This is a genomic window from Actinomycetota bacterium, from assembly GCA_005888325.1.
GTDB lineage: Bacteria > Actinomycetota > Acidimicrobiia > Acidimicrobiales > AC-14 > AC-14.
This window is the reverse complement of the sequence record VAWU01000034.1, coordinates 1-15,206: the sequence shown is the minus strand read 5'-3', so window position 1 is coordinate 15,206 and position 15,206 is coordinate 1. Positions and strand designations below refer to the sequence as shown.

The following is a 15,206-nucleotide window of genomic DNA, read 5'->3' as shown; positions in this document are numbered from 1 at the left end:
CCGGGGACCGTTCGGGACGATCGGTTCGAAAACAGAGTCCCAGGCTCTTGCGAGCGCCCCCGGCAGGATTCGAACCTGCGCACCCGGCTCCGGAGGCCGGTGCTCTATCCCCTGAGCTACGAGGGCGGGAACCGTCCGAGCGTAGCGGGCTGATCGCCGCCGCCTGATCCCAGGCGACCGGACCGCTCCCGGTACGATCGTTGGGTGCCCCCGATGACGGTGCTGGTCATCGACGACGATCCGGTCATCGTCAAGCTCCTGCGCGTCAACTTCGAGCTCGAGGGGTTCAACGTCATCAGCGCCGGCGACGGCCGGGAGGGTGTCGAGATGGTCAGAGCCGAGCGACCCGACGTCGTGATCTCCGACATCATGATGCCGACGATGAACGGCCTCGAGCTGGTGAGCATCCTGAAGTCCGACCCGACCACGGCCGACGTGCCGGTGCTGCTCCTCTCGGCCAAGGCCCAGATGGCCGACGTGCAGCGCGGCTTCGAGCTCGGTGCCGACGACTACGTCACCAAGCCCTTCGACCCCATCGAGCTCATCGACAAGGTCACCGCCCTCGTGGCGGCCGCCCGACGCCGCTGAGCGGGCTGAGCTCCCGTGCTGCGTGACACCCTGACCGACGCGTTGCGCGCCGCCCTCGAGGCGGAGGGCGTGGCGCCGCCCGCCGAGATCCGTCTCGAGCGCCCGGCCCAGCGCGAGCACGGTGACTGGAGCAGCCCGGTGGCGCTGGCGGTGGCGAAGCAGGCCGGTCGCAACCCGCGCGACCTGGCCAACGCGCTCGCCGCCAGGCTGAGCTCGGAGCCGCCGCCCCACGTCGCTGCGGTCGAGGTGGCGGGGCCGGGCTTCGTGAACTTCCGGCTACATGACACCTGGCTGCACGACGTGCTGCGCGACGTCGTCGACGCCGGCGTCGACGGCTTCGCCCGCCACGACGTCGGCAAAGGCACGCGCGTCAACGTCGAGTTCGTCTCGACCAACCCGACCGGCCCCGTGCACGCCGGGGGCGGCCGCTGGGCCGCGTACGGCGACGCGCTGTGCAACGTGCTCGAGCGGTGCGGCTACGTGCCCCACCGTGAGTTCTACCTGAACGACCGCGGCGTGCAGATGGAGCTGTTCGCCGACTCGCTCGCGGCTCGCAAGCGGGGCGACGAGCCGCCCGACGGCGGCTATCAGGGTGACTACGTCACCGAGTGGGCGGCGGAGCTCCCCGACGACGCGGACCCACTGGAGTGGGGTTACGAGCGGGTCAAGCGAGACGTGCGGGAGACCCTCGAGCGCATGGGGGTGCGGTTCGACACGTGGTTCAGCGAGCGGTCGATGATCGAGTCGGGCGCCATCGAGGCCACGCTCGACGACCTGCGCTCCCACGGCGTCACCTACGAAGCCGACGGCGCGGTCTGGCTCCGCTCCACCGACTTCGGTGACGACAAGGACCGCGTCCTCGTGAAGTCGGACGGCGAGCCGACCTACGTCCTCCCCGACATCGCGTACCACCGCGACAAGTTCGCGCGCGGGTTCGGGTTGCTGATCGACGTCTGGGGTGCCGACCACCACGGCTACGCGCCGCGACTCAAGGCCGGAATGCGCGCGCTGGGACACGACCCCGACGAGCTGGAGATCGTGTTGGGACAACTGGTGAAGCTCGTGCGCGATGGCGAGTTGGTGCGCCTCTCGCGGCGAGCGGGAGACATCGTCGCGCTCTCCGACCTGCTCGACGCGGTGGGTCCCGACGTCGCCCGGCTCACGTTCCTCCTGTCGTCGATCGAGACCCACCAGACCGTCGACCTGGATCTGATCACGAGCCAGTCGATGGACAACCCCGTGTACTACGTGCAGATGGCCCACGCCCGCATCGCGGGTATCGCGCGCGTTGCGGCCGATCGCGGTGTCGAGCGCCGCGCGCTCGTCGACGCCGACCTCTCGCTGCTCACCCACGAGCGCGAGCTCGACGTGCTGCGCTCCTTGTCGGAGCTCCCCGACGTGGTGCTCATGGCCGGCAACGAGCGCGCCCCCCACAAGGTGACGACGTGGGTCCGCGAGCTGGCCGGCCGCTTCCACGGCTTCTACCACGATTGCTACGTGCTGGGTGAAGGCGTGAGCGCCGAGCTCACGCAGGCTCGGCTGTGGCTGGTCGAGGCGGCGCGCGTCGGCCTGACGATCGGGCTGCAGCTACTCGGCGCCGGCGCGCCCGAGTCGATGTGAGGGTCGGCGTGGACGGCCCCGTCCCCCGGCACCTCCTGCCCGACACCGCGGTGATCGACACGCGCACGGGCAGGCTGTCGGTGGGGGGCGCCGACCTGCTCGACCTGGCGCGCGAGCACGGCACCCCGCTGTTCGTCTACGACGAGGCCCACCTCCGAGCGCGCTGCCGCGAGGCGCTCGCCGCGTTCGGCGACGGCGTCGCCTACGCATCCAAGGCGTTCCTCTGTCTCGCGATGGCCCGCCTGGCGCACGACGAGGGCATGTACCTCGACGTCGCCACTGGCGGCGAGCTCCACGTCGCGGTCACGGCCGGCGTGCCACCCGACCGGCTCGTCGTGCACGGCAACAACAAGTCCGAGGTCGAGCTGCTCGACGCGATGAAGCTCGGTGTGCACCGCATCGTCGTCGACAGCTTCGACGAGCTCGACCGCCTCGAGCGCCTCGTCGACGGGACCGGAACCCCACCCGTCCGGGTGCTCGTACGCGTGACCCCCGGTGTCGAAGCCCACACCCACGAGTACGTGATGACGGGCCAGGTCGATTCGAAGTTCGGCTTCGGGCTCGGCGGCGGGGACGCCGCGGCTGCCGTCGAGCGGGCGCGCCGATCTCCCCACCTCGATCTGGTCGGTCTCCACGTCCACATCGGCAGCCAGATCTTCATCACCCACTCGTTCGAGAAGGCGGTCGGCGTGCTGGCGGACTTCGCCCGCCCCCTCGGGCTGCCGGAGCTCTGCCTCGGCGGCGGCCTCGGTGTTCCCTACGTCGCGGGCGAGGACGCCCCCTCGATCACCGAGTGGGGAGAGACGCTACGTCGGGCGTGTGCGGGCGCCGGCATCACCGCGAAGGTCACCGCCGAGCCGGGGCGCGCGATCGTGGCCACGGCCGGGCTCACGCTCTACCGGGTGGGCACCATCAAGAAGATCCCCGATGTCCGCACCTACGTCTCGGTCGACGGTGGCATGAGCGACAACCCGCGTCCCGTCCTCTACGGCAGCGGCTACGAGGCGTTCCTCCCGCGCGCCACTCCGGCGCCGCGACCGCGCGTGGTGACGGTCGTCGGCAAGCACTGCGAGTCGGGCGACGTGGTCGTGCGCGACGCGCAGGTACCGGCCGACATCGCAGTGGGAGACGTGCTCTGCACACCCGTCACGGGCGCATACGGGCACTCGATGGCGTCGAACTACAACAAGGTGCCGAGGCCGGCGGTCGTGTTCGTGCGCGACGGCGAGGCGCGGGTCGTCGTACGCCGCGAGGGGAATGACGACCTTGTCCGGCTGGACGAGTAGGTACGGTGGGCCGGGTGAACGGCTCCCCGGTCAAGGTCGGCCTGCTCGGGTGCGGCAACGTGGGGGCGGCCCTCGTCGATCTCATCGACGAGCAGGCCGACGCCATCGCCGCCCGCACGTCGCTTCGCCTGGAGGTCGCCCGGGTGGCGGTGCACAGCCCGGCCAAGGAGCGGTCGGTCGACCTCGAGTCGGGCATCCTCACCACGGATGCGGCGTCCATCGTCACCGATCCCGCGATCGACGTCGTCGTGGAGGTGATCGGGGGCATCGAGCCGGCCCGCACCCTGATCCGCACCGCGCTCGAGCACGGGAAGCCGGTGGTGACCGCGAACAAGGAGCTGCTGGCCAATGTCGGGGCGGAGCTGCACGACGCCGCGGCCGCGGCGGGCGTGCAGCTGCTCTTCGAGGCCTCGGTGGCCGGAGGCATCCCGCTGATCCGCCCGCTCCGCGAGTCGCTGGCGGGGGAGCGCCTGCGCCGGGTGATGGGCATCGTGAACGGCACGACCAACTTCATCCTCACGCGCATGTCCGAGCGGGGTTCGTCGTTCCAGGAGGCGCTGGCCGAGGCCCAGACGTTGGGCTACGCGGAACGCGACCCGACCGCCGACGTCGAGGGCTTCGACGCCGGCGCCAAAGCGGCCATCATCGCCAGCGTGGCCTTCGGCGTCCACGTAGTCGCCGGCGACGTCTACCGCGAGGGAATCTCCTCGATCACCTCGGCCGACATCGCCTTCGCCGCGCGTCTGGGCTACGTCGTGAAACTCCTCGCCATCGTCGAGTCGCTCGACGACGAGGTCGCGGTGCGCGTGCATCCGGCCATGGTGCCCGTCGACCATCCCCTGGCCACGGTCCGCGAGTCGTTCAACGCGGTCTTCATCGAGGGCGACGCGGTGGGCGAGCTCATGCTGTACGGCCGGGGTGCCGGCGGGCGGCCGACGGCCAGCGCGGTGCTCGGCGACCTCATCGACGCGGCGTCGAACCTGAGTCGCGCCCCGACTGCACCGCGTGAAGTCGCAAAGGCGCGGATCCGCCCCATCGACGAGCTGTCGTCCCAGTACTACCTCAACCTCGAGGTCGCCGACCGGCCGGGCGTGCTCGCAGCCGTAGCAGGGGTCTTCGGTGCCCACGACGTGTCGATCAAGGCCGCGGAGCAGGAGGGCCTGGGCGACGAGGCGCGTCTCATCTTCATCACCCACGTCGCGCGAGAGCGCGACATGCAGGCGACGTTGCGCGGCCTGCACGCGCTCGACGTCGTCGACCGGGTGGGCACGTTGCTGCGTGTGATCGGCGGCGAGTGATCGGTGAGCCGGCCCGGCTGGCGCGGCGTCATCGAGGAGTACCGCGACTTTCTCGGCGTCACCGCCGACACGCCGGTCGTCACGTTGCAGGAAGGCGGTACCCCACTCCTTCCCGCGCCGCGCGTGTCCGAGCGGGCGGGGGCCGACGTCTACCTCAAGCTCGAGGGCGTGAACCCGACCGGGTCGTTCAAGGACCGGGGCATGACCCTCGCGATCTCCAAGGCGCTCGAGGAGGGTGCCAAAGCGGTGGTGTGCGCGTCCACCGGCAACACCTCGGCATCGGCGGCCGCCTACGCGTCGCGCGCCGGGCTCACGTGCGCGGTGTTGATCCCCGAGGGCTACATCGCGCTGGGCAAGCTGGCTCAGGCGCTCATCCACGGCGCGCGCGTGCTGCAGGTCCGCGGCAACTTCGACGATGCGCTCGAGATCGTGCGCGAGCTCGGGGAGCGGGCGCCGATCACGGTCGTGAACTCCGTCAACCCGTTTCGCATCGACGGCCAGAAGACCGCCGCGTTCGAGATCGTCGACGTGCTCGGCCGCGCCCCCGACGTGCACTGCATCCCCGTCGGCAACGCGGGCAACATCACGGCCTATTGGAAGGGCTACCGCGAGTACCAGGACGCCGGACGTTCGGCACAGCTCCCGGCCATGCTCGGGTTCCAGGCGGAGGGCGCGGCGCCGCTCGTGCTCGGCCACCCGGTCGAGCACCCAGAGACGATCGCCACCGCAATCCGCATCGGCAAGCCGGCTTCGTGGTACGGCGCGACCGCGGCCGCGAGCGAATCGGGCGGTGGCATCTACGCCGTCTCCGACGAGGAGATCCTCGCGGCCTACCGCTTCCTCGCCGCGAGCGAGTCGGTCTTCTGCGAGCCCGCGTCGGCCGCCTCGGTCGCAGGGCTCCTCAAGGTCGGCGTGCCCGCCGGCGCGACCGTCGTCTGCACGCTCACCGGCCACGGCCTGAAGGACCCCGACCGCGCCATCGCCGAGATCGCGGTGCCGTCCACCGTCGATGCCGAGTACGACGCGATCCGAGCCGAGCTGGGCCTCTGACGGCTGGGCATCTGACTGCTGGGCCGTTTGTCAGGCCGGGTCGATGCGGCCATGTTGCCGTCGAGCGAGAACGCGTAGAGCTCTCCGTCCGGTCCTTCGCCGAAGGACTCGAGGTTGTCCATCTGGAGGCCGAGGTCGTGGAGCTCGACCCGGGCGCCGTCGCGCTGCCGCATGCCGGTGACCTTGCCGTTGCAGAAGTCGGCGAACAGGTACGCGCCCGTGAGCCCGGGAATCCGCTTCCCGCGATAGACGTAGCCGCCCGTCACCGCGCACCCGTCGCTCGTTCGGTACTCGTAGATGGGGCCGACCGCTCCCGGCGGTGCGGCGCCCTTGAACGGGTGGTTGCCCTCGAGGCGCGCCCACCCGAGGTTCGCCCCCCGCCCCGACCCGGCCGCGAGGAAGTCGACCTCTTCCCACGCGCTCTGGCCGACGTCGCCGATCCAGAGGTCGCCGGTGCTGCGGTCGAACGAGTAGCGCCACGGGTTGCGGAGGCCGTAGGCCCAGATCTCGGGCCGGGCGCTGGCGCGGCCGACGAAGGGGTTGTCCGGCGGGATCGTGTACGGGCGACCGCCCGACGGCCGCGGGTCGATGCGCAGCATCTTTCCGAACAGTGTGCCGAGCGACTGCGCGTTGTCGTTGGGGTCGCCGGCGCCCCCACTGTCACCCATGCCGATCCACAGCATCTTGTCCGGTCCGAACACGAGGTTCCCGCCGTTGTGGTTCGGGAACGGGTCGTCGAAGAAGAGGAGCTCGCGGCGGGTGGTGGTGTCGGCCCGGTCGCCCTTCATCGTGTACTCGACGACGCGGCCGTCGCCGCCACGGTCGGTGTACTGCACGTAGAGGCGAGAGCCGTCGGGTGAGAACGCGGCGCCGAGGAAGCCCTGCTCGCCCGAGTTCGTGACGAGGTTGGAGATGTCGAGCACGGGCGTGGGATCGAGCTCGCCGCCGCTCAGTCTGCGTACCCGACCGGGCTTCTCTGCGCGGTAGAGCGCGTCGTCGCCGGTGCGCACCGCGAGCGCGAGCGGCTGGGTGAGCCTCGCCACCGTGGTGAGCTCGAGCTTCACGTCGGCGAGGGGCTGTGGTCGAGCCGATGTCGTGGGCGAGGCGGTCGCCGGCTCGTCCGTCGCCGCCGACGTCCGGGTCGTGGTCGTCCGCGGCGCCGCGCTCGTCTTGTCGTGGTTGCTCCCGCACGCGTCGCCGAGCAGGGCGAGGAGGACGAGAGCCACGAGAGGGGATCGGGCCCGCATGGAGCCCGAGGGTAGTGAGGAGGGCGCCGATACGATCGGCAGCGCATGAAGCGCAAGTACGTGGTGTGCGTGCCCGACGGCGCGTCCGACGAGCCGCTGGCGGAGCTCGGGGGGCGCACGCCGCTCGAGGCTGCGGCCCTGCCGGTGCTCGCGGCGCTCGCGGCGCGGGGGGAGGTGGGCCGGGCCGCCACCATCCCGCCCGGACTCCCTCCCGGCAGCGACGTCGGCAACCTCTCGATCCTGGGTTACGACCCGGCCCGCCACCACACCGGTCGGGCACCGATCGAAGCCGCGGCCATGGGCGTCGACTTGGACGACGACCAGGTGGCCTACCGGTGCAACCTGGTACAGGTCGACGACGGGGTGATGGTCGACTTCGCGGGCGGTCACCCGTCGTCGGACGACGCGCGGCGCGTCATCGCCGCGCTCGACGACGAGCTCGGCGACGAGCGGGTGCGGTTCCACGCGGGCGTGCAGTACCGCCACCTCGTCACCGCGCCCGAGGCGTGGGTCGACGCGGAGTGCACCCCGCCGCACGACCTCACCGGCCGGGCCGCGGTGTGGCCCACGGGGCCTGCCGCCCCGTTGCTCCGCGAGTTGATGGATGCGTCCCGTGCGATCGTCCCCCGCTTCGGGTTGGCGGCCAACCAGGTGTGGTTGTGGGGGCAGGGCCGCCGGCCGCGCCTGCCGTCGTTCAAGGACACCTACGGGGTCGACGCGCAGCTGGTGTCGGCCGTCGACCTCGTGCGCGGCCTCGGCGCGCTCACCGGGATCCCGGCCGTTGCGGTCCCCGGGATCACGGGTTGGTACGACACCAACTACGAGGGCAAGCGCGACGCGTGCCTCCAGGCCCTCGCCGACGGCGCCGACCTCTTCCTCATCCACGTGGAGGCGAGCGACGAGGCCGGCCACGCGGGCGACGCGGCGGAGAAGGTGCGCGCGCTGGAGAACTGGGACACGCGCATCCTCGGCCCCCTCGTGGCCGCGCTCGACCGCGACTTTCGGCCGTGGCGGCTGCTCCTCCTGCCCGACCACCCGACGCCGACGCGCCTCAGGACGCACACGTCCGACCCGGTGCCCTACCTGCTCGTCGACTCCGAGGCGCCGGGACCGGGCGGCGTCTACACCGAGCGCGCCACCGCGGCCGCCGAGCCGGTGCCGGGTCACACCCTCATGGCCCGGCTCATCGGCTGAGCCGATGGACCGCGACCCTCAACTGCGTGATCCTCAACTGCGGAACATCCACCTGCGCGAGCTGCTCGTCGGCATCGAGGGCCTGGCCCTGCTGCGCAGGCTGCTCGTCGGCGACGACGAGGAGGCCACCGCCCGCATCGCAGAGGTCCGCCGACTGGTCGACGAAGCGGGTGACGCCGCGTTCGGTCTGTCCGCGGCGGCGCCCGAGCTCGGCGTGCGCGACGGGTACGCGGCCTGGTCGGCCACCTACGACGAGCCCGGCAATCCGTTGATCGGCGTGGAGCAGCCGGCCGTGTGGGCGGTTTTGGACGCGGCGCGACCGGGGCGTGCGCTCGACGCCGCCTGCGGCACCGGCCGTCACGCTCGACGCCTCGCCGACCGGGGCCACCGTGTCGTGGGCGTCGACGGATCCCCGGAGATGCTGGCGCGCGCGCAGGCGCAGGTGCCCGAGGGCCACTTCTCCCAGGGCGACCTCCGCGACCTGCCGCTGCCGTCGGATGCGTTCGACGTCGTGGTGTGCGCCCTCGCCTTCGATCATGTAGCGGATCTCGCCCAACCGGTGGCCGAGCTCGCCCGCGTGCTGCGTCCCGGCGGACGTCTCGTCGTCTCCGACGTGCACCCGGTGCTCACTTCTATCGGCGTCGCTGCGTACTTCCGCGGCGCGGACGGCGCGAGCGCCTTCATGCGCAACCACGGTCATGTGCACTCCGAGTACCTCGAGGCGTTCGCGGCCGCCGGGCTCGAGGTGCGCCGGTGCATCGAGCCTCGCTTCGGTGACGACGAGGTGGCCGCCCAGAGCCTCGGCATGGCCTTCGTGCCCGAGGCCACACGTGCCGCCTACGACGGCCTGCCCGGTGCGCTCGTCTGGGAGGTGGTCAGGAGTAGCGGGTGATGTAACCCCGCGTCCTGAAGGTCGCGAGCATGCGGGTGACGAAGGCCAGACCGATGACCGCGGCCACCACGGTCGTCCCCGCGGCGATGCCCAGCTCGCTCCACGGCAGCGTGCGGCCGTCGATAACGGCGCGTCCCGCGCTGAACGCATGGGTCGTGGGCAGCGCTTGGGCCACCGGCCTGAGCAGCCAGGGGAGTGACCGCACGGGGTAGAAGACGCCCGACAGCGGCATCACGACGAAGAGGATGCCCCACGCCAGTGCCTCCGCCCCGCTTCCGAAGCGCAGCACGAGGCCCATCACGAACAGTGCGATGACCCAGCCCACGATCAGGAGGATCGAGGCGATGGGGATGAGGCTCCACCCCAGGTCGGTGATGTTGAAGGCGTAGAAGCCGAACGCGGTGAGCGCCACCACGCCGACCCCCATGGCCAGCTTGATCAAGCCGAAGAGGGCGACGCCCGCGACGTACTCGACCTCGCGCAACGGCGTCACCATCAGGTTGAGCAGGTTGCGCGACCAGGTCTCCTCGAGGAAGCCCGTCGAGAGCGAGATCTGCGACTGGTACACGACGTGCCACAGCAGGATCCCCGTCAGCAGGTAGCCCGCGGCCACCTTGCCGCCGGTGGTCTGGTGCGACACGAACACGCCGATCGATCCGAACAGCAGCACGTCGACGAGCGGCCAGATGGTGACGTCGAACAGACGATGGGGACTTCGTTGGAGGACGTACGCGTGCCGGCGCGCCACCGCCCTGATGCGCAGCCACGGCAGATTCACGGTGTGGCGGCTCATGCGCGATCGGTCTCCTGCGCACCGGCCGCGGTGCGTCCCTCGTCGGCCAGATGGAGGAACACGGCCTCGAGGTCGTCGCGGCCGAAGCGGGCGGCCGCCGCGTCGGGGGTGCCGTCGGCGACGATGCACCCCGCCGACATGAACACCACGCGCTCACAGAGACGCTCGACCTCGAGCATGTTGTGGCTGGTGACGAGCAGCGAGATGTTGTCCTCGTCGCACAACGCCCGCAGGCCCACGCGCACCCGCTGGGCCACATCCGGGTCGAGCGAGGCCGTGGGCTCGTCGAGCACGAGCAGGCGCGGACGGTGGAGCGTGGCCTTGACGATCCCGACGAGCGTGCGTTGCCCGGAGGAGAGCTCGGTGCCCATCGCGGTGGCGAGCCGCCCGATGCCGAAACGTTCGAGCGCGCTGTCGATGAGTGGCCCGGGCTCGGCGATGCCGTAGAGCTGGCCGTACATGCGAAGGAACTCGCGGACGCGCATTCGCTCGGCGAGGGGCAGGTAGCCGGCCGCGAACCCGACCTCTGCGAGCGCGGCGGTGCGCCCGCGTGGCAGCCGGTGGCCGAGGATCTCGACCCAACCCTCGTCGGGTGTGATCACGCCGAGCAGCATCATCAGCGTCGTGGTCTTGCCCGCGCCGTTCGGTCCGAGCAGCGCGACGCGCGCGCCGGCCTGCACCTCGAGGTCGATGCCGTCGACGGCGAGCACGCCCCGGTAACGCTTGCGCAGGCCCTCGGCCCGCAGGACGACGTCCACCGCGACACTCTGACAGACCCGTCAGTCGGGGCGCGGGTGAATTCTCACCGACCCACAACCGCTACAATGTGGGGGTTCCGTTCCTCTCTCGAGGACGCGCGAGACCTTGCGGACTCTCGTTCTCGTGGATGGTGAGCACTACCCCCCCGTCGTGCGCGCCGCCATCGAGCACATCTCTTCCCGGATTCCGGGTTGCGCCGTCGTCGGCGCCGCCCTCCTCGGCGGTCGCGAGAAAGTCGCGCTCGACGGCAGCTTCGACGTCGGTGTGCCGCTGGTCGTGGGTCCCACCCCCGAGGACGCCATGGGCGCGGCGATGGCCCGGTTCTCGCCCGAGCTGGTGCTCGACCTCTCGGACCAGCCCGTCGTCGACCTGCGCGTGCGCATGAAGCTGGTGACGATCGCGTTGGTGAACGGTGTGCCCTATCAGGGTGCCGACTTCCGCTTCGACCCTCCTCCGCGCCCACGGGTTGCGACCAAGCCGACTGTGGCCGTGATCGGCACGGGCAAGCGAACGGGCAAGACCGCGGTGTCGGCCCATCTCGCCCGGCTCCTCGCGGCGCGCGGCACGCCGCCGGTGATCGTCGCCATGGGACGGGGCGGGCCCGCCGAGCCGGAGCTCGTCGACCCGGCCACGTTCGACCTGAGCCCGAAGGGGCTCGTCGAGCTGGCGCTGTCGGGCCGTCACGCCGCGAGCGATCATCTCGAGGACGCGCTGACCGCGGGGGTCGTGACCATCGGCACGCGGCGGTGCGGCGGCGGGATGGCCGGCGCCCCCGCGGACAGCACCTTCGCGGACGGCGTGGTGCTCGCGAACTCGCGACCCGAGCACGTGCTCGTGCTCGAGGGCAGCGGCCAGGCCATTCCTCCCGTGCACGCGGACGCCACCATCTGTGTGGTGCCTGCGGACGGCATCCGGGCCATCACGGAAGGGCTCGGGCCCTATCGCGTATTGCTGAGTGACGCGGTTGTGATTACCATGGCTGAGGCACCATTCGCCGTCTCGGGCGCGGCCGACGTAGAACGAAGCGTCCGGGGGGTGGCACCAGGGGCTCGGGTCACCCGCACCGGGTTGCGGCCCTTCCCCCTCGAGCCGGTCTCCGACCGCACCGTCTTCTACGTCACCACCGCACCGGCTTCCGCCATCGATCTCATGGTGGGCCACCTCGAGCGGGAGCACGGCTGCACGGTCGTCGGTACGTCCACCCACCTGGCCCACCGGCCGAAGTTGTCGGAGGACCTGGAGCGGGCGGGTGAAGCCGAGGTCTTGCTCGTCGAGCTCAAGGCGGCGGCGGTCGACCTCGCCGCGAGGCTCGCCCTCGAGCGAGGCCTCGAGGTCGTCTTCTGTGACAACCGGGTCGTTTCTCTAGGAGGAGACGGCAGTTTCGACGAGCTGGCACTGGCAACCACCGACCTCGCCGTCGAGCGCTACAACCCATGAGCCCCACAACATCCCACCACGGTGCTTCGCAGAGGCACGTGGTCATCACCGACCAGGAGTACGAGCTGCCCTACTCGAAGGGCCTGATGGCGTCGTCGATCATGGCCACCGGTCTGGCGCCGGCGCGCGCGTTCCACGTGGCCGAGGTGATCGAGGCCCGTCTCCACGTCCGGGAGGAGGCGTCGATCACGCGCGACGAGCTCAACGCGCTGGCGCGCGAAGTGTTGGGCGACGAGGTGGGAACCCGGTACGGAGACTCGTTCGCCAAGTGGCAGATGGTCAACCGCCTCGAGCTCCCGCTCGTCGTGCTGCTCGGCGGGGCCACCGGCGTGGGCAAGTCCACCATCGCCACCATGCTCGCCAGCCGGCTCGGGATCACCCGGGTCATTCCCACCGACGCAATTCGCGAGGTGTTGCGTTCCGCGTTCACCAAGGACATCTTCCCCACCCTTCACACGTCGTCGTTCGACGCCGCCCGCCTGGTGCGCCACCCGCTTCCCCGGGGCGCCGACCCGGTGGTGGTGGGCTTCCGCGACCAGGCCTCCGCGGTCGCGGTGGGTGTCGACGCCCTCGCCCGCCGGGCCATCGAGGAGGGCACCGACCTCATCATCGAGGGTGCTCACGTCGTGCCCGGCTTCCTCGACGGGAAGCAGTTCGAAGGTCAGGCGGTTGTCGTGCCGATGGTGGTGACAGTCGACGACGAGGAGCTACACCGCAGCCACTTCGCGATTCGGGCGCTCGAGACGGGCAACCGACCGCGCGAGCGCTACCTCGACTTCTTCGACAACATCCGCAAGCTGCAGAAGTACATCAAGTCGCTGGCCCTCCAGCACGGTGTTCCGATCGTGCCCTCCTACAACCTCGATGCGACCTTGTCCCAGGTGATCGACCTGGTCGTCGGCGAGGCGATCAACGCCGTTCCCACGCAAGCCGCCGTTCCCAAGCAAGCCGCCGTTCCGAACCGTGTCCGGCAAACCGAGAGAGGCACCCGATGAGCACCCAGCCAGAGACGCTCGAGCGTTCCGTCCTGGAACGGAAGGAACGTGAGGAGCTGCAGACGATCGCCGGCGCCATGGGTGTGAAGGCATCTGCGCGCGCCTCGAAGGCGACCCTCATCGACCACATCCTCCGGGAGGCAGGCGTGGAGACGGCGGACGAGAAGCCGCGGCGCGCCCGTCGGTCGGCGGCCGACGCCAACGGCGAGAGCGACGCGGAGGCCGATGTCGAGGTCGCGGCCGAGGGCCGTGACGGCAGTGACGGCGGTGAGACGGGTGGCGGCGACGGTCGAGCCGCCGACGCGCGAGCGACGACGACCGTGGCGGCCGGCGACGGCACGACCGCGACCGACCACACCTCCGATGCGACGACCTCCGATGCGACAACCTCCGATGCGACAACGTCCGACAAGGCCGCGGCGGCCGACGGCGGGACCGCGAGCCCCGGAGCCGAGGTGCGGACCGGCAACCGCCAACGCGAGCCGCGGAGCGACCGCAGCGGAGGAGGGAACCAGGGCAACCAGGGGAGCCAGGGAGGCCAGGGTGGCGGCGGCGCCCAGCCGGAGCCGGGCAACCGTCGCAGTCGTCGGCGGCGCGGACGCGACCGTGAGCGCGGTGGCGGCGGCGAGCGTGAGTTCCAGGGCGGCGGCCAGGAGCCGCAGTACCAGGGCGAGCCCATCGACGTCGAGGGGATGCTCGACCTGCGCGACGAGGGCTACGGCTTCCTTCGCGCCGGCGGCTACCTCGCGACCGCGAACGACGTGTACGTCTCGCTCAGCCAGGTGCGACGCTTCGCGCTGCGCAAGGGCGACTACCTGAAGGGCGCGAGCCGGCCGGCCGGCAGCAACGAGAAGTACCCGGCCCTCCTGCGCATCGACACCGTCAACGACATGACGCCCGACGACGCCCGCCTGCGTCCCCGGTTCGAGGACCTCACGCCGCTCTTCCCGGACGAGAAGCTGCGCCTCGAGGTGCCGGGTGACACCAACAACATGGTCGCCCGCATCGTCGACCTCATCTCGCCGATCGGGAAAGGCCAGCGCGGGCTGATCGTGTCGCCGCCGAAGGCGGGCAAGACCACCGTCCTCAAGCAGATCGCCCACTCCATCGAGGCCAACAACCCCGAGGTGCACCTGATGGTGCTCCTCGTCGACGAGCGACCGGAAGAAGTCACCGACATGCGTCGCTCGGTGAAGGGCGAGGTGGTGGCGTCGACGTTCGACCGGCCGTCCGACGAGCACACCCAGCTGGCCGAGCTCGCCATCGACCGGGCGAAGCGGCTGGTGGAGATGGGCACCGACGTGGTGATCGTGCTCGACGGCATCACGCGCCTGGCCCGGGCCTACAACCTGGCGGCGCCCGCGTCCGGCCGGATCCTGTCGGGCGGCGTCGACTCCGCCGCGCTCTACCCGCCGAAGAAGTTCTTCGGCTCGGCCCGCAACATCGAGGAAGGCGGCTCGCTCACGATCCTGGCGACCGCGCTCATCGAGACGGGCTCCCGGATGGACGAGGTGATCTTCGAGGAGTTCAAGGGCACCGGCAACATGGAGCTGCGGCTCGACCGCAAGCTGGCCGAGCGCCGCATCTACCCGGCGATCGACGTCGACGGCTCCTCCACCCGCCACGAGGAGCTGCTGTTCGAGCGCATCCAGCTCCAGCAGGTGTGGAAGCTCCGTCGGGTGCTCAACGCCCTCGAGGGTGGTGCGGGGCTCGAGCTGCTCATGGACAAGATCAAGACCACCAAGAGCAACGACGAGTTCCTCGCCGAGATCGCCAAGGCGCCGTCTCCGGCCGCATAGCGGGCCGACCTCTGTCACACTGAACGGGCTATGAGGACCGCCATTCACCCGTCGTACGAGACCGCGAGCGTCCGCTGCTCGTGCGGCAACACCTTCACGACCCGCTCGACCAAGACCGACCTCCACGTCGAGCTCTGCAACGAGTGCCACCCGTTCTTCACGGGCAAGCAGAAGCTCGTCGACACCGGCGGCCGGGTCGAGCGCTTCGAGCGCCGCTACGGCGGGCGTCGAGGCAAGAAGAAGTAGAC

14 protein-coding genes and 1 tRNA gene are annotated in these 15,206 nt (G+C 70.8%); 11 read left to right on the top strand and 4 right to left on the bottom strand.

Translation table 11 applies throughout. The features are described from left to right. Nucleotides 1-54: 54 nt before the first annotated feature. Nucleotides 55-126, bottom strand: a tRNA-Arg gene (locus tag E6G06_13820). Nucleotides 127-213: 87 nt separating this feature from the next. Here E6G06_13820 and E6G06_13815 point away from each other — a divergent pair. From E6G06_13815 to E6G06_13795, 5 genes are read left to right on the top strand one after another with little or no spacing between them, the layout of a single operon-like run. Continuing rightward, a complete protein-coding gene (locus E6G06_13815; GenBank protein ID TML89760.1) occupies nucleotides 214-588 on the top strand; it encodes a response regulator in 375 nt (124 codons plus the stop codon). A 15-nt stretch (nucleotides 589-603) separates the two neighbouring features. Next, complete coding sequence (locus E6G06_13810; protein ID TML89735.1) at nucleotides 604-2,208, top strand: arginine--tRNA ligase; 1,605 nt, start codon at nucleotides 604-606, stop codon at nucleotides 2,206-2,208. Continuing rightward, entirely contained in the window at nucleotides 2,130-3,494 is a 1,365-nt protein-coding gene (gene lysA, locus E6G06_13805) for a diaminopimelate decarboxylase (GenBank protein ID TML89734.1), read from the top strand. The genes E6G06_13810 and lysA overlap by 79 nt, the downstream gene beginning before the upstream one ends. A gap of 14 nt (nucleotides 3,495-3,508) precedes the next feature. After that, the gene (locus tag E6G06_13800; GenBank protein TML89733.1) at nucleotides 3,509-4,792 is read left to right on the top strand and encodes a homoserine dehydrogenase; all 1,284 of its coding nucleotides are present in this window, start codon (nucleotides 3,509-3,511) and stop codon (nucleotides 4,790-4,792) included. A 3-nt stretch (nucleotides 4,793-4,795) separates the two neighbouring features. Continuing rightward, a complete protein-coding gene (locus E6G06_13795) occupies nucleotides 4,796-5,842 on the top strand; it encodes a threonine synthase (protein TML89732.1) in 1,047 nt (348 codons plus the stop codon). Here the strand turns inward: E6G06_13795 and E6G06_13790 are convergent. After that, nucleotides 5,623-7,089 (bottom strand): PQQ-dependent sugar dehydrogenase, encoded by a 1,467-nt coding sequence (locus tag E6G06_13790; GenBank protein ID TML89731.1) that lies wholly within the window; start codon nucleotides 7,087-7,089, stop codon nucleotides 5,623-5,625. The genes E6G06_13795 and E6G06_13790 overlap by 220 nt on opposite strands. A gap of 45 nt (nucleotides 7,090-7,134) precedes the next feature. Between E6G06_13790 and E6G06_13785 the strand changes: the two genes are divergently transcribed. After that, a complete protein-coding gene (locus tag E6G06_13785; GenBank protein TML89730.1) occupies nucleotides 7,135-8,283 on the top strand; it encodes a cofactor-independent phosphoglycerate mutase in 1,149 nt (382 codons plus the stop codon). 4 nt (nucleotides 8,284-8,287) lie between these two features. Continuing rightward, complete coding sequence (locus tag E6G06_13780) at nucleotides 8,288-9,175, top strand: class I SAM-dependent methyltransferase (protein ID TML89729.1); 888 nt, start codon at nucleotides 8,288-8,290, stop codon at nucleotides 9,173-9,175. On the opposite strand, the gene E6G06_13775 is transcribed toward E6G06_13780, so the two are convergent. Continuing rightward, nucleotides 9,159-9,968, bottom strand: a complete 810-nt coding sequence (locus tag E6G06_13775) for an ABC transporter permease (GenBank protein TML89728.1) — start codon at nucleotides 9,966-9,968, stop codon at nucleotides 9,159-9,161. The two genes, E6G06_13780 and E6G06_13775, sit on opposite strands and share 17 nt — an antisense overlap. Beyond that, nucleotides 9,965-10,726 (bottom strand): ABC transporter ATP-binding protein, encoded by a 762-nt coding sequence (locus E6G06_13770; GenBank protein TML89727.1) that lies wholly within the window; start codon nucleotides 10,724-10,726, stop codon nucleotides 9,965-9,967. The genes E6G06_13775 and E6G06_13770 overlap by 4 nt, the downstream gene beginning before the upstream one ends. A gap of 124 nt (nucleotides 10,727-10,850) precedes the next feature. On the opposite strand from E6G06_13770, the gene E6G06_13765 reads away from it, so the two are divergent. From E6G06_13765 to rpmE, 4 genes are read left to right on the top strand one after another with little or no spacing between them, the layout of a single operon-like run. Further along, nucleotides 10,851-12,164, top strand: coding sequence for a 2,3-diphosphoglycerate synthetase (locus E6G06_13765; protein TML89726.1), 1,314 nt, complete (start codon nucleotides 10,851-10,853; stop codon nucleotides 12,162-12,164). 38 nt (nucleotides 12,165-12,202) lie between these two features. After that, complete coding sequence (locus E6G06_13760; protein ID TML89725.1) at nucleotides 12,203-13,159, top strand: hypothetical protein; 957 nt, start codon at nucleotides 12,203-12,205, stop codon at nucleotides 13,157-13,159. After that, nucleotides 13,156-14,958, top strand: coding sequence for a transcription termination factor Rho (locus E6G06_13755; protein ID TML89724.1), 1,803 nt, complete (start codon nucleotides 13,156-13,158; stop codon nucleotides 14,956-14,958). The genes E6G06_13760 and E6G06_13755 overlap by 4 nt, the downstream gene beginning before the upstream one ends. A gap of 30 nt (nucleotides 14,959-14,988) precedes the next feature. Further along, entirely contained in the window at nucleotides 14,989-15,204 is a 216-nt protein-coding gene (gene rpmE, locus E6G06_13750) for a 50S ribosomal protein L31 (GenBank protein ID TML89723.1), read from the top strand. The last annotated feature ends 2 nt before the right edge of the window (nucleotides 15,205-15,206 follow it).